The organism is Promicromonospora iranensis, from assembly GCF_028994775.1.
GTDB lineage: Bacteria > Actinomycetota > Actinomycetes > Actinomycetales > Cellulomonadaceae > Promicromonospora > Promicromonospora iranensis_A.
On sequence record NZ_JAJQMN010000003.1, the window covers coordinates 269,796 to 293,244 of the forward strand.

General features: G+C 71.9%; 18 protein-coding genes. 6 read left to right on the forward strand and 12 right to left on the reverse strand.

Annotation, left to right across the window (positions count from 1 at the left end; all coding sequences use genetic code 11):
• The first annotated feature begins 12 nt into the window (after positions 1–12).
• Positions 13–1,329: a GNAT family N-acetyltransferase gene (locus LUU90_RS06610; protein WP_275002560.1), complete on the forward strand. Its 1,317-nt coding sequence runs from the start codon at positions 13–15 to the stop codon at positions 1,327–1,329.
• 115 nt (positions 1,330–1,444) lie between these two features.
• Here the strand turns inward: LUU90_RS06610 and LUU90_RS06615 are convergent, their stop codons facing one another.
• Both LUU90_RS06615 and LUU90_RS06620 read right to left on the reverse strand, forming a co-directional pair.
• Entirely contained in the window at positions 1,445–2,491 is a 1,047-nt protein-coding gene (locus tag LUU90_RS06615; RefSeq protein ID WP_275002561.1) for an Fpg/Nei family DNA glycosylase, read from the reverse strand.
• The gene (locus LUU90_RS06620; RefSeq protein ID WP_275002562.1) at positions 2,484–2,936 is read right to left on the reverse strand and encodes a ribose-5-phosphate isomerase; all 453 of its coding nucleotides are present in this window, start codon (positions 2,934–2,936) and stop codon (positions 2,484–2,486) included. The genes LUU90_RS06615 and LUU90_RS06620 overlap by 8 nt, the downstream gene beginning before the upstream one ends.
• A gap of 78 nt (positions 2,937–3,014) precedes the next feature.
• Here LUU90_RS06620 and LUU90_RS06625 point away from each other — a divergent pair, with 78 nt between their 5' ends.
• Positions 3,015–5,039 carry a M13 family metallopeptidase gene (locus LUU90_RS06625; RefSeq protein ID WP_275002564.1) on the forward strand — a complete coding sequence of 675 codons (2,025 nt, stop codon included), beginning with the start codon at positions 3,015–3,017 and terminating at the stop codon, positions 5,037–5,039.
• Positions 5,040–5,113: 74 nt separating this feature from the next.
• On the opposite strand, the gene pepN is transcribed toward LUU90_RS06625, so the two are convergent.
• Positions 5,114–7,663 (reverse strand): aminopeptidase N, encoded by a 2,550-nt coding sequence (pepN, locus tag LUU90_RS06630; protein WP_275002565.1) that lies wholly within the window; start codon positions 7,661–7,663, stop codon positions 5,114–5,116.
• A 208-nt stretch (positions 7,664–7,871) separates the two neighbouring features.
• Between pepN and LUU90_RS06635 the strand changes: the two genes are divergently transcribed.
• Positions 7,872–8,861 carry a hypothetical protein gene (locus LUU90_RS06635; RefSeq protein ID WP_275002566.1) on the forward strand — a complete coding sequence of 330 codons (990 nt, stop codon included), beginning with the start codon at positions 7,872–7,874 and terminating at the stop codon, positions 8,859–8,861.
• Positions 8,862–8,992: 131 nt separating this feature from the next.
• Here LUU90_RS06635 and malQ read toward each other — a convergent pair whose 3' ends face one another.
• From malQ to LUU90_RS06650, 3 genes are all read right to left on the reverse strand, one after another.
• A complete protein-coding gene (malQ, locus tag LUU90_RS06640; protein WP_275002753.1) occupies positions 8,993–11,239 on the reverse strand; it encodes a 4-alpha-glucanotransferase in 2,247 nt (748 codons plus the stop codon).
• Between the two features lie 176 nt (positions 11,240–11,415).
• The gene (locus LUU90_RS06645) at positions 11,416–12,453 is read right to left on the reverse strand and encodes a mechanosensitive ion channel family protein (protein ID WP_275002567.1); all 1,038 of its coding nucleotides are present in this window, start codon (positions 12,451–12,453) and stop codon (positions 11,416–11,418) included.
• A gap of 158 nt (positions 12,454–12,611) precedes the next feature.
• On the reverse strand, positions 12,612–12,845 hold the full coding sequence (locus tag LUU90_RS06650; RefSeq protein ID WP_020018155.1) for a glucose PTS transporter subunit EIIB: 234 nt from the start codon (positions 12,843–12,845) through the stop codon (positions 12,612–12,614).
• Positions 12,846–12,989: 144 nt separating this feature from the next.
• Here LUU90_RS06650 and LUU90_RS06655 point away from each other — a divergent pair, with 144 nt between their 5' ends.
• Positions 12,990–13,382: a globin gene (locus LUU90_RS06655; protein ID WP_425596201.1), complete on the forward strand. Its 393-nt coding sequence runs from the start codon at positions 12,990–12,992 to the stop codon at positions 13,380–13,382.
• A gap of 29 nt (positions 13,383–13,411) precedes the next feature.
• The gene (locus LUU90_RS06660) at positions 13,412–14,371 is read left to right on the forward strand and encodes an acyl-CoA thioesterase (RefSeq protein WP_275002569.1); all 960 of its coding nucleotides are present in this window, start codon (positions 13,412–13,414) and stop codon (positions 14,369–14,371) included.
• Here LUU90_RS06660 and LUU90_RS06665 read toward each other — a convergent pair.
• Complete coding sequence (locus LUU90_RS06665; RefSeq protein ID WP_275002570.1) at positions 14,368–15,018, reverse strand: hypothetical protein; 651 nt, start codon at positions 15,016–15,018, stop codon at positions 14,368–14,370. The two genes, LUU90_RS06660 and LUU90_RS06665, sit on opposite strands and share 4 nt — an antisense overlap.
• A gap of 111 nt (positions 15,019–15,129) precedes the next feature.
• On the opposite strand from LUU90_RS06665, the gene LUU90_RS06670 reads away from it, so the two are divergent.
• Positions 15,130–15,624, forward strand: a complete 495-nt coding sequence (locus LUU90_RS06670) for an acyl-CoA thioesterase (RefSeq protein WP_275002571.1) — start codon at positions 15,130–15,132, stop codon at positions 15,622–15,624.
• Positions 15,625–15,663: 39 nt separating this feature from the next.
• On the opposite strand, the gene LUU90_RS06675 is transcribed toward LUU90_RS06670, so the two are convergent.
• The 5 genes from LUU90_RS06675 to ettA form a co-directional block, all read right to left on the reverse strand.
• A complete protein-coding gene (locus LUU90_RS06675) occupies positions 15,664–17,418 on the reverse strand; it encodes a GTPase (protein WP_275002572.1) in 1,755 nt (584 codons plus the stop codon).
• On the reverse strand, positions 17,415–19,472 hold the full coding sequence (locus tag LUU90_RS06680; RefSeq protein ID WP_275002574.1) for a dynamin family protein: 2,058 nt from the start codon (positions 19,470–19,472) through the stop codon (positions 17,415–17,417). Before LUU90_RS06680 ends, LUU90_RS06675 begins: the two co-directional genes overlap by 4 nt.
• Positions 19,473–19,526: 54 nt before the next feature.
• The gene (locus LUU90_RS06685; protein WP_275002575.1) at positions 19,527–20,414 is read right to left on the reverse strand and encodes a hypothetical protein; all 888 of its coding nucleotides are present in this window, start codon (positions 20,412–20,414) and stop codon (positions 19,527–19,529) included.
• 145 nt (positions 20,415–20,559) lie between these two features.
• Complete coding sequence (locus LUU90_RS06690; protein WP_275002576.1) at positions 20,560–21,513, reverse strand: phosphotransferase; 954 nt, start codon at positions 21,511–21,513, stop codon at positions 20,560–20,562.
• A gap of 131 nt (positions 21,514–21,644) precedes the next feature.
• On the reverse strand, positions 21,645–23,327 hold the full coding sequence (gene ettA, locus LUU90_RS06695) for an energy-dependent translational throttle protein EttA (RefSeq protein WP_275002577.1): 1,683 nt from the start codon (positions 23,325–23,327) through the stop codon (positions 21,645–21,647).
• Between the last annotated feature and the right edge of the window lie 122 nt (positions 23,328–23,449).

Genomic DNA, 23,449 nt, shown 5'->3' on the forward strand with positions numbered 1-23,449 from the left:
GACGATCGCATCATGGCACTCCCCCAGATCGCCCTGCCCGCGGGCTACCGCTGGCGCACGCTGACGCCCGCCGACCGCCGCCTCGTGACCGAGCTGGACACCTGGGCGTTCCCGTCGGGAACGTCCCACGACGACATCGACGCCGCCCCGTCGCCGCTGACCTGGGACCGCGCGATCGCGATCGAGGCAGACGGTTCCGACGGCCTCGTTGCGATGCACGCGTCGTACCCGTTCGGAAAATTCCCCGTGCCCGGGGCCGAGGTGCCGACGGCCGGCCTGACCTGGGTGGGCGTGCACCCGCAGCACCGGCGGCGCGGCCTGCTGACGGCGATGATCGACCTGCACCTGGCCCGGTGCGTCGAACGCGGTGAACCGCTCAGCGCGCTGTTCGCCGCCGAGGCGCCCATCTACGGCCGGTTCGGCTACGGCCACGCCGCCGACGACCTGCGCCTGGACATCCCGCGCGGCGCGGCCCTGCGAGACGTGCCGGGCGCGGAGCGGCACACGGTCCGGGTCGAGGTCGCAGGCCGGGAGCGGCACGGGGACCTGGTCGACCGCCTGCACCGCGCCGCCGGCGCCGCACCGACGGGCGTGCCCGGCATGAACCGTCCCGGCTGGGTCACGCGTGAGACCGAGGAGCTGCAGGCCGCGCACTGGGACGACACCCCCGCCCACCGGGGCGGACGCGAGTCCCGGCGCATCATGATCGTCGAGCTCGACGGCGAACCGCGCGGCTACGTGACGTTCCGCCGCACCCTGGCGTGGGGGGCCACGGGCCCGCGCGGGCAGGTCAGCGCCGGTGAGGTGGTAGCGGTCGACGCCGCGGCCGCTCGCGCCCTGTGGGGCGCGCTGCTCGACCTCGACCTGACGAACGAGGTCACGCCGTTCACCCTGCCCGTCGACGACGTCGTCACACAGCTCCTGGTGAACCTGCGCGCCGCCTCACCCCGCACCCCGGACAACCTCTGGGTCCGGCTGGTCGACGTCGCCGCGGCGCTCGCCGGGCGCCAGTACGCGGCCGACGTCGACGTCACGATCGAGGTCACCGACGGCCGGCTACCGGCCAACGCGGGCGTCTACCGGCTGCAGGCCGAGGCGTTCGGTCCGGCCTCGGTGGAGCGGGTCGACCCGGAGTTCGAGGCCCCCGAGCTGTCCCTCGATGTGCGCGACCTGGGCGCCGCTTACCTCGGCGGCAAGTCGCTCGCAGCGCTGGCCGCGGCCGGCCTCGTCACCGAGCATCGCCGTCAGGGTCAGCGCGCAAGCGTGCTCGCCCGCGCGAGCACCGCGTTCGGCTGGCCGGTCGCGCCCGGGTCGTCCTGGGTCTTCTGACGCGTCCCACCCGACATGCCCCACCCCTTGGTTGTGAACGCGATCGCTGCGCCTGCGTAGCCGCTTCAGGCGCACCGATCGCGCTCACGGCCAAGGAGCGTCGCGAGGCCGGAGGTCAGGTCTGGCAGGTGGGGCACCAGAACAGGTTGCGGCCCGCCAGCTCCTTGACCAGCACGGGCGTCCCGCACAGCCGGCATGGCAGGCCGGCGCGGTGGTAGACGTAGAACGCGTCCTCGGACGGCACAGCGCCCGGCGTCCCGTCACCGTTCTGCCGGGTCCGGCGCCGGCTCTCCACAGGTCGGGCCGCCTCCGCTGGTCGGGCCTGTCGAGACCTGTCCTCCGGCCGCGTCGTCACGATCGCGCCCCGCGCCACGCCGTCGCGCATGAGGAACACAAGATCGTCCCAGATCGCACGGACCGTCTCCGCGGGCACGTCCCGCCCCGGGATGAGCGGGTCGACACCGGCCCGGAACAGCACCTCTGCGCGATAGATGTTGCCCGCACCCGAGATGACCGACTGATCCATGAGCTGCTGGGCGATCGTCACCCGTGACCGGCCGACCGCGGCGATGAAGGCGTCGACGTCGGCGTCGTCCCGGATGGGATCGGGCCCGAGCCGCGCCTCGACGGCCGTCTTCTCCTCGGAGGTGATCACCTCGCACGCGGTGGGGCCGGTGAGGTCCGCGACAGCGTGGTCGCCGAGCAGGCGCACACGCACTTGTCCGCGAGGCTCCGGCACCGACCAGGCTCGGGTCCCGACAGGCTCGACCGGCGAAGAGGGCTCGACCGGCGAGGACGGCGCCGCTGGGGTGGTCTCGCGCTCACCGATACGTCTGCGGGGCGCGCCGATCGCATGCACCACCTCGGGCGCGTCTGGGGCTCCCGCGAACGTCCAGGCGCCGTACAGGCCGAGGTGCACACGGAGCCAGAGGACGTCGGGTCCCGCAACCGCGCCGGTCATCGGTGCGTCCGCGCTGTCGGCGGGTACGAAACCCAGGAAGAGCTGCTTGCCCCGCGCCTCGCTCGCCACCAGACGGCGCCCCGAGAGCACGGCGGCGCCGTCGGCGAACCGCCCTTGCGGGCTGCTCACCCGGAGAACCTGACCGGCGTAGAGCGACGCGAAGGTCCGCGCGAGCCGATGGACGACGTTTCCCTCAGGCACGCTTTGCTTCGTAGTCGGCGAGCTGGTCGATGCGGCGCTGGTGCCGCTCGTCGCCGCTGAACGGCTCGGCCACGAAGGCCTCGACGAACGACGTCGCCTCCTCCGCCGAGTGCATGCGGCCGCCCACGGCGATCACGTTCGCGTCGTTGTGCTGGCGGCCCAGTCTGGCGGTCTCCAGCGACCAGGCGAGGACGGCACGGACGCCGGTCACCTTGTTCGCGGCGATCTGCTCCCCGTTGCCGGAGCCGCCGATCACGATGCCGAGCGAGCCGGGCTCGGCGACGACGGCCTCGCCGGCGGAGATGCAGAAGGCGGGGTAGTCGTCCTGGGGGTCGAGCTCGTGGGCCCCGTGGTCGACGACCTCGTGCCCGGCGGTGGTGAGGAACTGCACCAGGTGCTGCTTGAGGTCGTACCCGGCGTGGTCGGCGGCGATGTGCAGGCGCATGGTCCCCATTCTTCCCCATCCCGGAGGTGCGGCGCGCAGCACGAGAACCGCGATGCGAAGGTTGCGTACGCTGGCGCAATGACCACCGACGCCACGGGTCTCACGTCGGGCATCGACCTCGACGCGCTCGACCCCGCAACCCGACCGCAGGACGACCTGTACCGCCACGTCAACGGGCGGTGGATCGACAGCCACGAGATCCCCGCCGACCGCGCCATGGACGGTGCGTTCCGAGAGCTGTACGACAAGGCAGAGGTGCACGTCCGGGAGATCATCCAGGACGCGCCGACCGGTTCCATGATCGGCGACCTGTACGCGAGCTTCATGGACACGGAGCGCATCGCCGGCCTCGGCACCACACCCCTGGACGAGGACTTCGCCCTGATCCGGGACGCCCACGACATGGCGGCCCTCACGCGCGCGCTGGGCACGCTCCAGCGCACGGGCGGCACGGCCGGCGTCCGCTTCTGGGTGGACAACGACGCCACCGACCCGGAGAAGTACGTCGTCTACCTGCGGCAGTCCGGGCTCGGTCTGCCCGACGAGGCGTACTACCGCGAGGAGCAGTACGCGCCGATCCGCAAGAAGTACCTGCAGCACGTGTCCCGGATGCTGCGCTTCGCGAAGGTCCACGAGACGTGGGGTATCTCCTGCGACGACGCCGCCCGGCGGGTCTTCGACCTCGAGAAGCGGCTCGCCGCCCACCACTGGGACGTGGTGCGCGACCGCGACGCCACCCTCACGTACAACCCGATGACGCTGGCCGACCTCGTGGAGTCGGCGCCCGGCTTCGGCTGGGCGGCGTGGGCCGAGGCCCTCGGCGTGCCCGACGGCGCGTTCGACCACCTCGTGGTCCGCGAGCCCGACTACGCGACCGGGTTCGCCGCCCTCTGGCGCGAGCTGTCGGTGCTGGACTGGCAGCTCTGGATGACGTACCACGTGATCAGCGCCCGGGCCCCGTACCTGACGGACCAGATCGTCGAGGCCAACTTCGACTTCTACGGCCGCACGCTCACCGGTGCCCAGGAGGTGCGCGAGCGCTGGAAGCGCGGCGTGGCGCTCGTCGAGGGCGCGCTCGGCGAGGCTGTGGGAGCCGAGTACGTGGCGCGGCACTTCCCGCCGGCGAACAAGGCCAAGATGGACCGGCTCGTGGACGCCCTCGTGGTGGCCTACCGCGAGTCCATCCAGAGTCTCGACTGGATGACGGACGAGACCAAGGCCAAGGCCCTGACCAAGCTCGAGAAGTTCACCCCCAAGGTCGGGTACCCCGTGAAGTGGCGTGACTACTCCGAGCTCGAGGTGGACGCCACGGACCTCGTGGGCAACGTCCGGCGGTCCAACGCGTTCGACCAGGACTACGAGCTGGCGAAGATTGGCAGGCCGCTCGACCGCGACGAGTGGTTCATGACGCCGCAGACCGTCAACGCCTACTACAACCCGGGCATGAACGAGATCGTGTTCCCGGCGGCGATCCTGCAGCCCCCGTTCTTCGACCCCGAGGCCGACGACGCCGTGAACTTCGGCGGAATCGGCGGAGTCATCGGGCACGAGATCGGGCACGGCTTCGACGACCAGGGCTCCAAGTACGACGGCGACGGCCGCCTCGAGGACTGGTGGACCGACACCGACCGCACCGAGTTCGAGAAGCGCACCAGCGCGCTGATCGCGCAGTACGACCAGTTCCGCCCGGCGCAGCTCGCGGCCGCCGCCACGGCGCCCGAACGCGAGGGGGCGGACGGCGAGGGTGTCGAGGACGCGCACGTCAACGGCGGCCTCACGATCGGCGAGAACATCGGCGACCTCGGTGGGCTGTCGATCGCGATCAAGGCGTACCGGATCGCGCTCGGCAAGCCCCTGGAGGAGGCGCCGGTCATCGACGGCCTGACCGCCCTGGAGCGGATCTTCCTCGGCTGGGCGCAGGTGTGGCAGTCCAAGGGCCGCGACGAGGAGGTGCTGCGCCGTCTCGCGACGGACCCGCACTCCCCCAACGAGTTCCGCTGCAACGGCGTGGTGCGCAACGTCGACGAGTTCTACACGACCTACGACGTGCAGCCCGGCGACGCCCTGTACCTCCCCGAGGAGGACCGAGTCCACATCTGGTGAGCGGCCTGTTGAGTGCTGGGTATTTGTTGGATCAGCGGCTCTGATCCAACAAATACCCAGCACTCAACGAGGGGTCAGGCGTCCGCGGCCTGGGCCTTCAGGGCTCGCTCCGTGCCCGCCAGGGACTCCACGATCAGGCGGCGCAGAGCTGGGGCCGCGTCGGTGTTCGCCTCAAGCCAGGCCGCGGTGGCGTCCCGCAGCTCCGCCGACGCCAGCGGGGCCGGGTAGAAGCCCTCGATGACCTCCTCGGCGATGTGATAGCTCCGCTCGTTCCACACCTTCAGCACGGCGTCCAGGTACGGCTGTACGACGTCGGCCAGCGCGGCCGGGTCGTTCACGTGGACGAACCCGAGACCGGTGTTCCGGATGATCGCGTTCGGCACATCCGCGTCCACCACCGACGACAGCGCGGCCAGCTTGCCCTCGACCGTCGGCTTCGCTGCCCGTGCGCGTGCCGCTGCCTGGCGGCCGGTGGCGGTGTTGTCGGCCGCGAGCATCTCGTCGATCTCCTGGTCGCCCGCGGCCCCGTTGAGCACGAGACCTTCCAGGAGCTCCCACCGGAGATCGGTGTCGAGGGTCAGCCCGTCGAGACCGACCGAGCCGTCGAGCAGCCCGGACAGCGTCTCCACGTGCGCCGGCGTGGAGGCCACGTGCGCGAAGAACTTCACCAGCTGGAACTGCGTGTCGGAGCCGGCCTCGGCCTCGCCCACGAGCGTCCAGAGCGTGTCGCCCACCTCGGCGAGCGTCGCCGCCCGGGTCGACGGCGCGACGTACTGCTTGGCCGCCAGCACCATCTGGTTGAGCGTGGTCCGGAGCGTCGTCGACTCGGTCTCGCGGGCGATGCCCCCGAGCACCAGGCGCACGTACTCCGACGCCGGGACCTCGCCGTCGCGCACCGAGTCCCAGACCGAGCCCCACACGAGGGAACGGGCCAGCGGGTCCGCGATGTCGGCCAGGTGCTCCAGCGCGACACGCAGCGACGAGGCGTCGAGGCGGATCTTCGCGTAGGCGAGGTCCTCGTCGTTGAGCAGCACGAGCGCCGGGCGGTCGAGCTCGACGAGCTCCTTCACGTCCGTCCTCGGTCCGTCGACGTCGACCTCGACGAAGTGGGTGCGCACGAGCTCGCCGGCGTCGGACAGGCTGTAGAAGCCGATGCCGAGGCGGTGCGGGCGGATCGTGGGCCACTCGGCGGGCGCCGTCTGCTCGACGACGAACGACATGATGCGGCCGTGGCTGTCCGTCTCGATGACCGGGCGGAGCGTGTTCACGCCCGCCGTCTCCAGCCAGAGCTTCGACCAGGCCTTGAGGTCGCGGCCGCTGGTCGCCTCCAGCTCGGTCAGCAGGTCCGGCAGCTCGGTGTTGCCCCACGCGTGCTTGCCGAAGTACGCCGAGACGCCCGAGATGAACGCCTCACGCCCCACCCAGGCCACGAGCTGCTTGAGCACGGACGCGCCCTTGGCGTAGGTGATGCCGTCGAAGTTGACCTGGACGTCCTCGAGGTCCTTGATCTCGGCGACGATCGGGTGCGTGGACGGCAGCTGGTCCTGCTTGTAGGCCCACGACTTCTCCATCGCGGAGAAGGTGGTCCAGGCCGCCTCCCACTCGGTGGCCTCGGCCGTGGCGAGCGTGGAGGCGTACTCCGCGAACGACTCGTTCAGCCACAGGTCGTTCCACCACTTCATGGTGACCAGGTCGCCGAACCACATGTGGGCCAGCTCGTGCAGGATCGTGACGACCCGGCGCTCGCGCACCGCCTCCGTCACCTTGGAGCGGAACACGTACGACTCCGTGAAGGTCACGCAGCCCGCGTTCTCCATGGCGCCCATGTTGTACTCGGGCACGAACAGCTGGTCGTACTTGGTGAACGGGTACGGCACGCCGAACGTCGACTCGTAGAACTCGAAGCCCTGCCGGGTCTTCTCGAAGATGTAGTCGGCGTCGAAGTGCGCGGAGAGCGACTTGCGGCAGAACGCGCCGAGCGGGATCTCCCGGCCGTCCGACGACGTGAGCGACGAACGGACCACGGCGTACGGGCCGGCCACGAGCGCCGTGATGTACGTCGAGATGCGGCCGGTGGGCTCGAACGTCCAGGTCGCGACGTCCCCGCCGGCTGCCGCGGGGACCGGCTCCGGAGTCGGCTCGTTGCTCACGACCTGCCACGCCGCGGGCGCGGTGACGGTGAACTGGAAGGTGGCCTTGAGGTCCGGCTGCTCGAAGCAGGCGAACACGCGGCGGGCGTCGGGCACCTCGAACTGCGTGTAGAGGTACACCTCACCGTCGACCGGGTCGACGAAGCGGTGCAAGCCCTCGCCCGTGTTCGTGTAGCCGCAGTCGGCGACGACGAGGAGCTCGTTGTCCTCGGCCAGCCCGTCCAGGGCGATGCGCGAGTCCGCGAACACGGCGGCCGGGTCCAGCTCGCGGCCGTTCAGCACCACCGATCTCACCGACGGGGCGACCAGGTCGACAAACGTCGAGGCGCCCTCCGTGGCGGTGAAGCGCACAGTCGTGGCGGACGCGAAAGTCTCGGGACCGGTGGTCAGGTCCAGCGCGATCTCGTACGACTCGACCGATACGACGGCGGCGCGTTCGACCGCCTCGGCGCGGGTCAGGTTCTCTCCGGGCACAGGCCCTCCACGTCTGTCTTCTCGTGGGCGCCGGTAGGCGCCCCGCGCGTCCGTTGGGCGCGCCTTTTCGGTTGGCTTGTCGTCCGGTCTGTGAACTACCTGCGACGACTCGTCGATCATGCCACGCAGGAGTAACAGCGAGTAACGCCTTTGTGTACGATCGACCGCGGTCGCCCGACCGACCGATTTGAGCTGAGGGAGTCGCCTGATGTCCGGCACAGTGCCGCCGCCACCGCCGCCAGGCGGTTGGCCCGACGAGGACCCGGGTGCGCAGACCCAGGAGCAGCACCCGCCCACCGCACCCACGCCTGCCCAGCAGGCACCGGTGCAGCGTGTTTCCGCGGCAACCCGCAAACCACCCGCCATCTCGCCCGCGAACCAGTTCTCGCAGGCCGTCACCCCTGCACCCGCCGCGCCAGGTGCCCCGGTGGTCCAGTCCGTCCACATCCACAACGGCGGTGGTGAGCCGCAGTACTACACCGAGCAGTACCAGCAGCCGTACCAGCAGGGCTACGCACAGCCTCAGGCGTACGCGCAGCAGGCGCCCCAGGGCGGTCAGTACCCTCCGCAGGGCTACCCGCCGCAGGGCTACGACCAGTATGGCCAGCCGGTCTACGCCGCGCAGCCCGGCGGCTACCCGCCGGAGCCGCCGCGCGAGCGCAAGAAGCTCAGCCCGGGCTGGATCGCCTTCATCGCCCTGGACGTGCTGCTCGTCATCGCCGCGATCGTGTTCGCGGTCAACCTGCTGGGCCAGCCCGACGAGACCCCGGAGACGAGCGGCACGCCGGCCGCGGAGCAGCCGGCGTCGCCGGAGCCCGAGGAGGGTCTGGAGACCGACGGCGGGGCAGGTGTCGAGACGTTCGCCGCGCCCTCGCTGAACATCACGTGCACGATCTCCGCGGACGCCGCCACGTGCGGCATCGCACAGCTCGACCAGAAGCCGGCGCCGGACGCCGCGTGCGACGGCGCCTCCGGCTACGTGGCGAAGGTCGACCCGAGCGGCAACGTGACCCAGCCGTGCGTCGGCAAGAAGGACCAGCCCAAGAAGGCGGGCGGTGACATCGCGATCCTGAACTACGGTTCGGAGAAGAAGGCGCACGGCTTCACGTGCCTCAGCGACGAGAGCGGCATGAAGTGCGTCGCCGACGAGAGCGGCAGCGGCTTCTCGATCGCTCGTGCCGGTATCGGCGCCGCCTGACCTGCACCTGACCCGGAAGCACGACGCCGCGGAAGCGACGCCGCCGCGGCAGACGGCGAGAACGGAGCTGTGGCGCACCCCGCTCGGGGTGCGCCACAGCTCCGTCTCACCACCGTGCCGCCTCGCCGCGGCTACCTCGGCGGATCGGCCTCCGGCTCCTCCTCGTTCATCACGCCCACCAGCGACCGCAGGCGCGCGTTGCTGAAGAGGTCCCCGAGCAGCACGACGGTGCCCGCGGAGTCCGCCAGCGGAACCTTCCAGTTCGGGTACTCGGTGTCCGTCCCGGGCTGGTTCTGAGCGCGTCGCTCTCCCACCGCGTCGGTCAGGTACACCCCGACGAGCGCGGACGGCGTGTCCTTGAGGTAGCGGTGCAGACCCTCGACGAGCTCGCGTTCGGACGGGTCGAAGGTCGTCAGGCCGCGGCGGGACAGCGCCTCGACCAGCGACTCCCGCTCCGCGCGTGCCTGTCCGCGCAGCACCGTCGGCTCCTCGGTGAGCAGCCCGAGCCGCTCGCGCAGGTCCACGTGCTCGCCGGCCAGGTACCCGGCGGTCGGCGGCAGGTCGTGGGTGGTCACCGTGGCCAGCGCCGCCCTGCGGTACGCCTCCGGCTCGACGGGCGCCCCGGCGGCGTCGCGCTCGAAGAGCAGCACGGAGGTGCCCAGGATGCCGCGCTCCTCGAGGTAGTCGCGGATCCAGGGCTCGAAGGTGCCCAGGTCCTCGCCGATGACGATCACCCCGGCGCGGTGCGCTTCCAGGCACAGGATGCCGATCAGCGCCTCGTGGTCGTAGGTGACGTACGCGCCGGCCGAGGCGCGCGCTCCACCCGGGATCCACCACAGGCGGAAGAGCCCGAGGATGTGGTCGATGCGCAGCGCGCCGCAGTGCCGCAGCACCGTGCGCAGCATCTCGCGGTAGGGCGCATAGCCCGCCTTCGCGAGGGCCCGCGGGTGCCACGGCGGCTGGGACCAGTTCTGGCCCTGCTGGTTGTACATGTCCGGCGGAGCACCGACGGAGACGCCCTGGGCGAGCACCCCGGCATCCGCCCAGGCGTCGGCGCCGTCCGAGGCCGAGCCCACGGCGAGGTCCTTGAGCAGGCCGAGCCGCATGCCCGCGTCGAGGCCGGCCCGGTGCGCCGCGCGGAGCTGATCGTCGGCGACCCACTGGAGCCAGCAGTAGAACTGGACCCGCTCCGAGAGCGCGTTGCGCAGCGTCGTCACCGCGGACGACGACGGGTCGGCGAGCTCCGGCGGCCAGTCGCGACCGTCGAGGTGCTCCGTGATGGCGCACCACGTCGCGAAGTCGACCAGGCCCTTGCCCTGCTCCAGCACGAACTCGTCGAACGCCGTCTGCCGGGCGGCCGACCGCTGGGCCGTCCAGACGACCTCCAGCGCCGCCTTCTTGGCCTCCCAGATGGCGTCCCGGTCGATCGGCCCGGAGTCCTCGGACAGCTCCCGGACGGGCTCGCCCGCCCACTCCACGAGCGACCGGTCGGCGGCGGAGAGATACGCCGTCTCACGGATGTCCTCGACACGGATGTACAGCGGCGACATGAACCGCCGCGACGTCGGTAGGTAGGGGCTCGGTGTCACGGGCAGCACCGGCTCGGTGGCGTGCAGGGGGTTGATCCCGACGAAGTCCGCCCCGCCGTTGTGCGCCGTCTGCCAGGCGAGGTCGCCCAGGTCGGCGAGGTCACCCATGCCCCAGGAGTCCTTGGACCGCACCGAGTAGAGCTGGACCATGAAACCCCAGGCCTGCTTGCGGGCGACCTTCTTGCGCAGCTCCAGCCGCTCGGGGGTCACCACGAGCGGCGTCTGCGCCGTCTGCCCGCCCGACTCGGCGTGCAGCGTGTGCCAGCCGAGCGGCAGGTCGGCCGGGACCGTGAACGTGGCCCGCGCGACCTTGCGGCTGTCCACCGTGCGGGGCTCGGCGTAGACGTCGGCCTGCCGCAGCTGTACCCGGGGGCCACGCACCACGGCGAACGATCCGGTAGCGGTCGCCTGCGGCGCCGTCACGCGCCACGGGGTGGCACTCGCGGGCACCACGGGCTGGTCGGACTGCTCGAGCTCGATCCACGCCGTGACGTCCGCGCCGTCCGCGACGTGCACCGGGACGCGCACCTCCCGGCCCTCCCGCGTCACGATGGTGGGCGGCAGCATCGAGCGCCACTCGTCGTCGCGGACCCGGTCCAGGCTCGCCGCGACGGCGCCGGGCGTCGACGCCGGTACGTCGAGCGCCTCCAGCGCCGCGACGACCGTCGACACGCTGACCTGCTGCAGGCGGCCGTCGTGGTCGGTGTACTCGCACTGCACGCCGTGGGCGGCAGCCAGCTCGGCCAGCTCCGGAGGCACGGTGGAGCCGTCTCCGGTGGACCCGGGCATCGGTTCGTCGGTCACAAGGAAAGATCTTGCCATCAACCGGCGCTCACCGGGCGCAACGCGGGCGTGTCCGGCGAATTGACAGCATCAGAACCTGGGCCGAGCCGGCCGAGGCGAGTGGCGGCAGGGCCGCCGTGGACATCACCGTGGGGGCCGCCGGCGCGGCCGCCCGTCCGCGGTCAGGCAGACCCGGTCTCGCTCTGTGCGCTCTCGTCGTACGGCACGGTCGACGAGGCCAGGACGACGCCGGCGTCCAGCAGGGCCGCGTGCGCCGCCACACGGAGCGACCGGGCGACGAGCCACTGCTGCGCGGGGCGCACCTGCGCGTGCAGCGTGAAGGTCAGGCCCAGGGCGTCCACGGCGTCGACGCCGCGCACCGACGGCGTCTCCAGGAGGCTGTCCGCGATCTCGGGGTCGTTCTTCACCCGGTCGACGGCGCGGCCCAGTGCGGCACGGACGACGTCGACGTCGGTCCCGAGCGGGACCTGCACCGAGGCCACCGCACGGCTCCATTCCTGGGTGCTGTTGCCGGCGCGCAGGATCTCGCCGTTGCGGACGTACCAGAGGGTGCCGTCGAAGGCGCGCACCTGGGTGAGCCGCAGGCCCATCGCCTCGACCGTGCCGACCACCCCGCCGCCGAGGTCCACGATGTCGCCGACCCCGAACTGGTCCTCGATCAGGAGGAAGACACCCGAGAGGAAGTCCTTGACCAGACTCTGTGCGCCGAAGCCGATGGCGACGCCCGCCACGCCGGCGGTCGCCAGCAGCGGCGCGATGTCCAGGCCGATGGTCTGGAGGATGTACAGCACCATGATGGCGCCCACCACGATGTTGACCGACGAGTTCAGCACCGAGCCGACGGTCCGCGCGCGCTGGGCGCGCCGTTCGGCCGCCCGGGGGTTGGCCACGTTCAGGGCGTCGGCCAGGGCCTGCGGCGACATCAGCATGTTCTTGCGGCGCCGCTTGCCGTTCGCCGGCGCGGCGCCGGGCACGCCGCCCGTGGTGGTGGCCACGGGGTCGGTGGCACGCTCCACCACCGTGCGCGGCTTCTGGCCGATGGCGATGCGCTCGGTGAGGGAGGTGATGACGCGCCGCAGGACGTAGATCGTGAGCAGGCCGATCACGACGGTCAGGATCACCGTGAGGGGCTTGTCCAGGAACCAGGACCAGAAGTCCTCGGCGCTGTCGAAGACGGTGGCAGCAAGAGACTCGAACACGACTGCCAACCTACTCGGATCGGGATGCCGCATCGGACATCTCCGGCCGCGCGCGAGGGACTCCTGCGCGATTTTCACAGGGCGTTCGCCTCACGGTCGCGCGCGGCGACGCGATCGTGAGGCCGGTCACGGACCCGGGAACCCCCGGGCCCGTGCCGTCACACCCTGAGCGTGTCGAGCTCCGCAGCGAGGTTGTCCGCCTCGGGCCCGACGATCACCTGGACCACCCGGCCGGACCGGACCACGCCGAACGCGCCGGACGACTTCAGTCCCGGCTCGTCCACGAGGGACGGGTCGCTCACCTCTACTCGGAGCCGAGTGATGCACGGCTCCAGCTCGACGACGTTCGAGGTCCCTCCGAGTGCCGCAAGGATCTGGTCAGCCTTGGTCATGTCTCAACTCCCACCGTGCGTCGCTGCAGGTCTCCGACCAGCCTATCGGTGCTGGCAAGCGTTTGGCCCCCGCTGCTGTCGACTCGGTCACAAGAGACCGCGTTTCACGCCGCTGTCATCGTCCTGTCACCGTCCAGTGGCAGGATGACGGACGTGACACAGGAATCCTTCTTCGACGCCGTGGGCGGCCACGACACGTTCGTGCGTCTCGTCGACGCGTTCTACGACGGCGTCGCCGACGACCCCGTGCTGCGCCCCATGTACCCCGAGGAGGACCTGGGGCCCGCGAAGGAGCGTCTGACGATGTTCCTCGAGCAGTACTGGGGCGGCCCCACCACCTACTCGGCGCAGCGCGGTCACCCGCGCCTGCGCATGCGGCACATGCCGTTCAAGGTCAATCCCGACGCTCGCGACCGCTGGCTCGCGCACATGCGGACCGCCGTCGACTCGCTCGGCCTCGCGCCGATCCACGAGTCGCAGCTGTGGGACTACCTGGAGCGCGCCGCCTTCAGCATGATCAACACGTTCGAAGACTGACCAGAGGACCGACGAGGAGACGCCCGCTCGTGGACGCCACCACCCCTGACCCGACCTCCGGCGGCACCGCGCCGGACCGCCAGCCCGACGCCCTCGACCGCCTGCTGCAGGTGCTCGACCTGCGGCACCTCGAGGGCTGGGGCCCGCGCGGCGAGGAGGACGTGCTGCGCGGCGACAGCATGCCCGGCCCGGCCAACCGCGCCTACGGCGGCCAGGTACTGGCGCAGGCCATCCTGGCCGCGGACCGCACGGTCCCGGACGGCCGCCTGATCCACTCGCTGCACGGCTACTTCCTGCGCGAGGGACGCGTCGAGGAGCCCATCGACTTCGCCGTCGAACGGCTGCGCGACGGACGCTCGTTCAGCGCCCGCCGTACCCACGCCATCCAGTTCGGCAAGCCGATCCTGTCGATGATCGCGTCCTTCCAGGACGACCAGCCCGGCTACGAGCACGCGATGCCCATGCCCGAGGACGTCCCGCCGCCCGACGAGGTCCGCTCCGCGTTCGACGAGCTCTCCAGCCTGCCGGAGGGGGTAGCCGTCCGGGCCCAGTTCTGGACGGACTCGGCGTTCGAGCTGCGGCATGTGGGCGGCTCGCTGTACCTGCAGCCGGACACCGCGGTGGCCGACGGAGGCACGCCGCCCGCCACCCAGATGGTCTGGATGCGCACCCGCCGTCCGCTGGAGAACAAGGAGCAGGCGATGCACCGCGCCCTGCTGGCCTTCGCATGCGACCAGCTCATGCTCGAGCCCGCGCTGCGGGCCGCCGGCAGGTCCTGGCAGGACGTCGGCGCCTCGGTGCCGATGGCCAGCCTCGACCACGGCATGTGGTGGCACCGCGACGTCCGGGTGGACGAGTGGATGCTGTTCGTCCAGACCTCGCCCACCGCCCAGGGCGGCCGTGCCCTGGGTACCGCGAAGGTCTACACGCAGGACGGCGCCCTCGTCGCCTCGGCCGGCCAGGAAGGCATGATCCGACTGCCGGCCTAGGCGCCGAGCTCCGCCAGGCGGTCATGGGCCGCCCGGACCGCCTGGCGGGTGGCTGCCACCTGTTCCGGGCCGGCACCTGCCTCGATCCGCAGCTCCAGGGCCCGCTCGAACAGTGCCAGGGCCTCACCGAGGTAGGGCCGGGCCTGGTCGGCGTGCACCTCGAGCGCCTGGTCGTACCGGCAGGTGCCCCAGTGCTGCAGCGCGAGGTACTCGAGCCGGTGCGCGTGCTCGATGCTCGCGGCATGCTCCCCGTAGTAGTGCGCCGCCTCCAGCGCCAGGCCGAACAGCAGGTCCGCCTCCGAGAACCGGTGCCGCCACTGCAGCACGTGAGCCAGCCGCATCAGCGACGGGACGGCACCGAGGGGTACGTCGGAGGCGTTCGAGTGCGCGGCCGCCGCGTCGTCGCTCGGCCCGCCGTTCAGCCGGACGGCGAGCCACCCGAGCCGCTCGGCCTCGGCCAGCTCGCGGTCGGGGTCGTCCGCCTCGGCGGCGAGCGCACGGGTGAGCGGCACGCGCACGGCGAGCACGTCCGGCGTGTCACGGTCCGAGCGCTCCGCCAGCTCGGCGAGAAACGCCTGGGCGGCGGGGCCGTCGTCGAACACCTCGTGCAGGGTGACCGGGTCGAAGTGGTGCCTGGGCAGATCCAACTGTTCCTCCGGGGCGAAACCAAGGGGATGAATCTACCAATTCGGACAGGCTGAAACCACTCTGCCGACGGCCGGGCCGCAGGTCGTCACGCGTGGAGGAAAATGAGCACCATGACACGCCTCCATGTCCCCGTCACGCTGCGCTGGTCCGACCTCGACGCCTATGCGCACGTCAACAACGTGGCGATGTTCCGCCTGCTGGAGGATGCCCGGATCACCGCCTTCTGGCTGCACCCCGAGGCCCCTGAGGGCGAGGCCTGGCCGACGGCGGTGGTTCCCACCGGACCCGACGCCGACTCGCACACCCTCGTGGCCGGCCAGCGCATCGAGTACCTGCGGCCGCTGCTGTTCACGCGCACACCGGTGCGCGTCGAGATGTGGCTCGGCCGGATCGGCGGCGCGAGCGCCGAGGTCTCCTACGAGGTGCACGACGGCGTCGCCGGCATGGCGAAGACCGGTCCGACGTCGGGCGGCAAGCCCTACGCGCGCGCCACCACCACTCTCGTGTTCGTCGACGCCACCACGAACCGGCCCCGAAGGCTCACGGAGGGCGAGCGGCTGGCGTGGAAGCCGTTCGAGGAGGACCCGGTCACGTTCCGCCGCTGATCACCCCCACCCCGTGCCGTGGGCATGACGGAGCGCGGGTCAGCTCGCGGCGACCGTCGCCGCCGTCCGACAGCTCGCGAGCCGGGAGAGCTCGTCTCCCACCGGAGCACGTACCAGCTGGTCCGCGACCGTGCCGACCGACTGCCGGAGGCGGCGCCGGGCGCCCATGGCGCGGCGGCGGGCGCCGAGCGCGCCGAACACCCGGCAGACCAGGGCGAGCAGCAGGCCGAGCGCCAGTCCGCCCAGCACCATGAGCGTGGGCCACGGGATCAGGAAGGGGTCGACGCCGAGCCCGTCGCCCGCGCCCGAATCCGGCGCCCCCGGGAACACGACGCCGCCGTCCCCCGACCAGGTGGGCAGGGTGAGCACCGGCGTCGGCGGCGGCGGGAGCTGCAGGTACGCGAACCCGAACAGGACCAGCAGCCACAGCAGGCCCGCTGCCACCACGGCGATCAGGGTCCACTGGACCACGTTGACCAGGGACCACCACATCGGGCGACGCGACGCCTCCACCCGGGTGCTCGCCACCGCCTGGTCGAGCGCGTCGGGGAGCGTCTCGATCCCCGCCTGCCCGCGGGCGCGGGCGGCCAGGACCCAGGGGTCCGCGGCACCGCGCGTCACCTCCTCGACGTAACGCCGCACGGCTGAGGCGGCGGCCGACCGCACGGCAGGCCGGGCGGTCGGCAGCGACGTGCGGACCAGGTCGTCGCGGCCCGACGGCGCCCGGTGCTCCCGGTCCGCGGTCCGCAGCCCGAGCCGCCGCAGCGGGTCCCTGCGCAGCCGCCCGATCCAGCGGGTCAGCGGCCAGCCGGTCGCCGCACGCGCATCCCGGCGGGCGGAGGCCCGTACGGCGTCGACCACCGTCGGCACCCCTGCTGCCGCCTCGAGCGCCGCCACCAGCTCGCCCTTGGCCTGGTTTCCCAGGCGCGACGGCGGCGGTGTGCCGCACTCGTCGACGATCTGCTGTGCCACCGCCCGCTCGTCCGCGGCGAGGCGGGCGGTCGCCGCCTCCCGTTTGGCCGCCGCCTTCGCCAGCAGGGCGCGCAGATCGTCCATGCCCTGGCCCGTCTTGGCGGACACGGCGAGCACGCGCGCCCCCTCCAGGCCGTCCTGCGCCATCAGGCGCTTGAGGTCGGCCAGCATCGCCGAGGTCTCGTCCGCGGTGAGGCGGTCCGCCTGGTTGAGCGCGACGACGACCACCTCCGCACGCCCCGCGAGCGGACGCAGGAAGCCCTCGTGCAGTGCGGCGTCCGCGTACTTCTGCGGGTCGACCACCCAGACCAGCAGGTCAGCGCGCTGCACGAGCCGCTCGGCCCGCATCCGGTGCTCGGTCACCACCGAGTCGTGGTCCGGCAGGTCCAGCAGCACCAGCCCCGTGGTGTCCCCCACCGGTGTCCGACGCCGGAACGGTCCGGCGTCGACCGGCGGCGGTGACGGCTCGCCCTCCGCGGTCGGGGCGCCCACCTGGTGGCGCCGTCCGACCTCCAGCCAGTCCAGGAGCGGGTCCGCACCCTCGCCCCAGACGGCGGCCATGGGGTGCGACGTCGTCGGGCGCCGCACGCCCGGCTGCGCGACCGCGACACCTGCCACGGCGTTCAGCACCGACGACTTGCCCGATCCGGTCGCGCCCGCCAGCGCCACCACCGTGTGCTCGGCGGACAGGCCGCCCCGTTCCCGCGCCCGGGTCGCGACGGCACGCGCCGCGTCCAGCAGGGCCGGCTCGATACGGCCCTCCGCGACCTCGACGGCCGTCTCGAGGGCAGTGGTCCGGTCGGCCAGGTCGAGCCGGCTCATCGGTCGCCCTCCCCGAACAGGCGCTTCCAGAAGCCCTTCCGGGCCGGTTCCTCGGCGAGGTCGCTCCGGCCCGTCGCGAGGTCTCCGCCCGCCGACCGGGCCCGGACGCCGCGCAGGCCCCGACCCTCGGTGAGGTCCTCGGTGACCGCCGTCGTACCGGTGTCCGGGCCGACGTCGGCGGCGCGAGCCCGGTCGCGTCGTTCCGCCGAGGCGGCCAGGGCGACGGCGTCGGCCGCCGAACGCAGGCCGGCCCCGCCCGCCTCCGCCGAGCCCAGGGCGTCCAGCTGCGCCGTGTACCGGGCCGCCTGCCCGTCCATGACCGCCTGGATGCGGGCCCGCAGCCGGTCGCGGGCCTGCATGGCCAGGCGCCGTACGGCGTCCTCTCCGAATACCGCCTCCAACAGCCGCTGAGCGAGGACCGCCGAACCGCCCGCGATCCCGACCTCGATGCCCGTGAGCCCGCCCGTCGAGGCGAACACGAAGATCATCAGGGTCACACCGAGGCCGTTCACCCCGAGCGACAGGACCCGCGCGGTACCGCGCTTGGCCGCGCCCTGCTCACGCACGAGCTCCAGGACATCGCCCTGCCAGCCGCGGATCTGGCCGGCCACCTCGGCGCGGAGTGCCGCCGGCGTCCGTGACAGCTCCAGACCCTCCAGGAGGGCCGCACCGGCGGCGTCGCCCCGCCACGCCTGGTAGGACCGTTCGGCGGCGTCCTCGGCGGCGTCCAGCACCACGGACTCCAGGCCGTGGGCGATGGCCTGCTCGACCTGGGGCGCCTCCTTCGGCTTGCCGCGGAAGAACCCCGCGACGGCGTCACGGAACCGGCCGATTCCCTCCTCGATCGCGCGGAAGAACTCGCCGGTGCCCACGAAGTCCTGCCAGCGCGCGAGCACCTCGCCCCGCAGCAGCGCACCGTCCGACGTCGCCGCCTCCACATGGGCCACCGCGTCCGCGTAGGCACGGTCCACCGCGTGGCGCAGGCGGACGTCGGCCGCCTGCTGCTCGTCGGCGGCGTCGGCCAGGGCCCCCGCCCGCTCCACGAGGGAGTCCACGACGCCGTCGCGGGTCGCCGCGATGACCCGCCCGCGCGCTTCCGCGTCGCCGCCCAGCCCGGTGAGCCAGCGCGACACGTCCGAGACCGCCTCCTCCGGCAGCATCCCGTCGACCAGCTCGACCTCGGGGATGACGAAGAGCGCACTCTCCGCCAGGCCCTGCTCGACCATCATGTCCCGCAGGTCGTCGGCGGTGGCCTCGGCGCCCGGGTCCACGCGGTCCAGCACCATCGCCACCTGCGCCTTGCGCCCCGCGGCCTGCAGCAGCAGGTCCCACGGCACCGCGTCCGCGTACCGGGCCGACGTCGTGACGAACAGCCACAGGTCGGCCGCCCCGAGCAGCTGAGCCGCGAGGTCGCGGTTGGCCGTGTCCACCGAGTCGATGTCCGGGGCGTCCAGCAGGGCCAGGCCCTTCGGCAGCGCCTCGCTCGGCACGAGACGCAGGGTGCGGCTGGGCTCGGACGGCGTCCCGCCGTCCGACGGCTGGGCCACCCCGGACGCCGTCACGCGCGCCATGCCCGGCAGCACCCGGTCCGTGGAGAACCAGCGCGCGTCCAGCGGGTGGTGCACCAGCACCGGAGCCTTCGTCGTGGGCCGCAGCACACCCGGCTGGGTCACCACGTCGCCCAGCACCGAGTTCACGAGGGTCGACTTGCCGGCGCCCGTCGACCCGCCGACCACCACGAGGAGCGGCGCCTTCTGCGCACGCAGCCGGGGCAGGAGGTAGTCGTCGAGCTGGTCGGTGGCGCGCCGCAGGTCCGTGCGCGCCGTCTGCGCACCCGACGTCTCCAGCGGGAGACGCAGTGCGCCCAGCCGGGCTCGCAGGACCTCCAGGGCGCCGACCAGGCCGGAGCCGTCGCTGATCCGGTCTCCGGTCCCGTCAGCGGGCACCGCGGCCGGTCCGGAGGCGGTCCCCGGCTCGGCGGCTGCCGCCGGCTCGGGGGCAGTCGCCCGATCCGGTGCGCCAGGTGCAGCGGAGTCGTCGGGCTCATCGGTCATGGCGCCCAGTCTGCCGCAGACACCCTGGTCAGGCGCGATAGTGCGGCAAAAAGGTCAGCCGCCGAGGCGGGTACGCAGCCATTCGAGGGCCGCGTGCGCGACCTCGCGCTGCACGGCACGGCCGTGCGGCAGGCCCGGCTGGGGCGGTCGCATCGACTCGAGCACGAGCGCACCGGCGGTGACCGTCACCGCGCAGGTGAGCGCCTCGGGGTCGACGTCGGGCAGCGGATGCCGGTCCATGACGACCTCGGGCGGCGGGGCGCCGTCCACCCGGAGGTGCGGCAGCAGCAGCACGACGTCGAGGAACGACGCGCCGCGGGAGGGCATGAACCAGTCGACGGCGTGGGCACTGGTCGCGTCCCAGCCGTGGTCGGTGATGAGGATCGACTCGCGGCGCAGGGCGCCGTGGACGAGGTTCTTGCCGGACATGGCCTCGTCGGCGTAGCTCGCGATCTCCGCGAGGTGCTCGATCTTGTCGGACAGCCACGGTGTGAAGGCCGAGAGTCCTGGCGGCCGCATGGCGGCGATGGTGGCCCAGGCCTTGCTGTCGATCAGGTCGAGCGCGTCGGGCAGGCCCGGCGGGGCCTCGCTGGAACCGATCTGGATGGCGAGCTCGACCGCCGCGGCCAGGTCCGCCTCGTCCCACGGGTCGTGCGGCGGGCGGATGGGCTCGTTGCGGTAGCCGAGCACCACCCAGCGCCCGGCGCCCGGCAGCACCTCGTCGACGAACCACTCGCGAGGGAGCATCGGGACGTCGTCGGGCAGCGTGGCCACCGAGACCTCCTCGGCGGCCATCCGGTCCTGCGTCAGCGGCGCCTCCGGCCCGACGGCGCGGACGATCGACCGTCCGGAGGCTGTCTGCAGCACCTCCAGGGTGCCGGCCGGCTCGGTCCCGCTCATCGGAGCGGAGCCGATCACGCGTCCCCCCATGGTCTCGCTCACGCGGGAACGGACAGAGGGGGGGAGATCGGACCACGCCGGCCGCCGAACAGCACTCATGGCCGGAGTGTGCCCAACAGAAGTTCACCCTGCAAACCACAAACGGCGATGCGTGCACCACAACCGTGGTGCGCGACCTGCGGTGACGTCAAAATCCGAGCCGCGTCTGCAGCCAGGAGACCGCGGTGCGGGCCAGCCGGTGCTGGTAGGGACGCAACTCGGGCATACCGGCCGGCGGTGGCTCCATCGACGACTTCACGTAGTGGCCGGCGAGCACCGCGATCCAGCAGGTCACAGCATCCGGCTCCGTGCCGGGCGGTACGCCGTACCGGCGCAGCGTCGCCTCGGGCGGCGGCCCGTCGCCGGCCCGGACGTGCACCAGCATCGACACCAGGTCGAGGTACGGAGCCCCGACACTGCCCCGGATCCAGTCCGCGACCAGCGGCTTCTCGTCGGGCACCGCGGGAAGCAGGACGTTCTGCACGCGGAGCGTGCCGTGCTGGAGGCTCGTGCCCGTGATCGCGTCGGGCGCGTGCGAGGCGATCTCCGCGAGCCCTTCCAGCCGGTGCGCCAGCCACGGCGAGTGGTTCGCGAGCCCGTCGGGTCGCGTGTCCGCGAGGATCTCCCAGGAGTTCGTGGGGAACGTCTTCTCCTCGGGCAGGAACATCGGGTCGTCGGGGGCCTCGATCTCGCCGATCGAGCGCACCACCCGGATCAGGGAGGCGACGTCCTCCTCCGGCCACGACAGATCGATCGGCCGCACCTTGGCACGCATCGAGTAACCGATGGCCACCCAGGTGCCGAGGTTGGGCAGCACCTCGTCGATCGACCACAGCAGCTCGGGGTGGGGCGCGGCGTCGGGCAGCAGAGGCGACAGCGCGATCTCCTGGCGCAACAGGCTCAGCGGGCCGGGCAGCTCCGTGCCCAGCGCCTTGATGAAGGTGTTGCCCTTCGTCGTCTGCACCTGGAACTGCGCACCCGGCAGTATCCCGGAGTCGCCGGGATGCCTGGAGCCGATCACGCGGGCGCCGAGCAGGTGGGTGATGCGGTCTCGCAGCGGAGGCGGAAGGTCACGCCACCCGGGACGCAGGGCAGGGCTCACTGCGGCATCTTGTCGAAGATGTCCTAATGCGGCAAGGATAACCCTTTCGGACATATCTCTTTCCTGCGAAAGAGGGCTGTGGTCGGCGTTTGGAACGCCGGCCACAGCCCTCTCTCGTCAACCGTCAGCGGTCAGTCGCGGGTCAGCTTGCGGTAGGTGACCCGGTGCGGCCGTGCCGCGTCGGCCCCGAGGCGCTCGACCTTGTTGGCCTCGTACGACTCGAAGTTGCCCTCGAACCAGTACCAGTTGGCCGGGTTCTCCTCGGTGCCCTCGTACGCGAGGATGTGCGTCACCACGCGGTCGAGGAACCACCGGTCGTGCGAGACCACAACGGCACAGCCGGGGAACTCCAGCAGGGCGTTCTCCAGCGAGCCGAGGGTCTCGACGTCGAGGTCGTTGGTGGGCTCGTCGAGCAGCAGCAGGTTGCCGCCCTGCTTGAGCGTCAGCGCCAGGTTGAGGCGGTTGCGCTCACCACCGGAGAGCACGCCGGCCGGCTTCTGCTGGTCCGGACCCTTGAACCCGAACGACGCGACGTACGCGCGCGACGGGATCTCGACGTTGCCGACCTTGATGAAGTCGAGCCCGTCGGACACGACCTCCCAGAGCGTCTTCTTGGGGTCGATACCGCCACGCGACTGGTCGACGTACGAGATCGAGACCGTCTCGCCGATCTTGAGGTTGCCCCCGTCGAGCGGCTCCAGGCCCACGATCGTCTTGAACAGCGTGGTCTTACCGACACCGTTCGGGCCGATGACGCCGACGATGCCGTTCCGCGGGAGCGTGAACGACAGGCCGTCGATGAGCACGCGGTCGTCGAAGCCCTTCTGCAGGTTCTCGGCGTCCAGCACCAGGGAACCGAGACGCGGGCCCGCGGGGATCTGGATCTCCTCGAAGTCGAGCTTCCTGGTGCGGTCCGCCTCCGCCGCCATCTCCTCGTAGCGGGCCAGACGGGCCTTCGACTTCGTCTGCCGGCCCTTGGCGTTCGACCGCACCCACTCCAGCTCCTCCTTGAGGCGCTTGGAGAGCTTGGCGTCCTTCTTGCCCTGGACCTCGAGGCGGGCCTGCTTCTTCTCGAGGTACGTCGAGTAGTTGCCCTCGTACGGGAACAGACGCCCGCGGTCGATCTCGCAGATCCACTCCGCGACGTGGTCGAGGAAGTACCGGTCGTGGGTGACGGCGAGGACGGCGCCGGCATAGCCCGCGAGGTGCTGCTCGAGCCACAGCACCGACTCGGCGTCGAGGTGGTTGGTGGGCTCGTCGAGGAGCAGCAGGTCGGGCTTCTCCAGGAGCAGCTTGCAGAGCGCGACACGACGGCGCTCACCACCGGAGAGCACCGAGACGTCGGCGTCCGGCGGCGGGCAGCGCAGAGCGTCCATCGCCTGCTCGAGCTGGGAGTCGAGGTCCCACGCGTCGGCCGCGTCGATGTCCTCCTGCAGCGTGCCCATCTCGGCCAGCAGGGCGTCGAAGTCCGCGTCCGGCTCAGCCATGAGCGCGGAGATCTCGTCGAACCGCGCCTTCTTGGCGAGGATCTCGCCGACCGCCTCCTGGACGTTGCCCAGGACCGTCTTCTCCTCGTTCAACGGCGGCTCCTGCAGCAGGATGCCCACGGTGTAGCCCGGCGAGAGGCGCGCCTCGCCGTTCGACGGCTGGTCCAGCCCGGCCATGATCTTGAGGATCGTGGACTTACCGGCACCGTTCGGGCCGACCACGCCGATCTTGGCGCCCGGCAGGAAGTTCAGCGACACGTCATCGAGGATGACCTTGTCGCCGTGCGCCTTGCGCGCCTTGTACATGGAGTAGATGTATTCAGCCACTGCCTGTGTTCCACCGTTCACAGAAGGTACTTCGGACGGGTGCGCTCACGCGGAGCGGGTGCCGGGCAATCCCTGCGCGGAGGTTCTCCCCCGGCACCCGCGGACCGCGGAGCACGACTGCC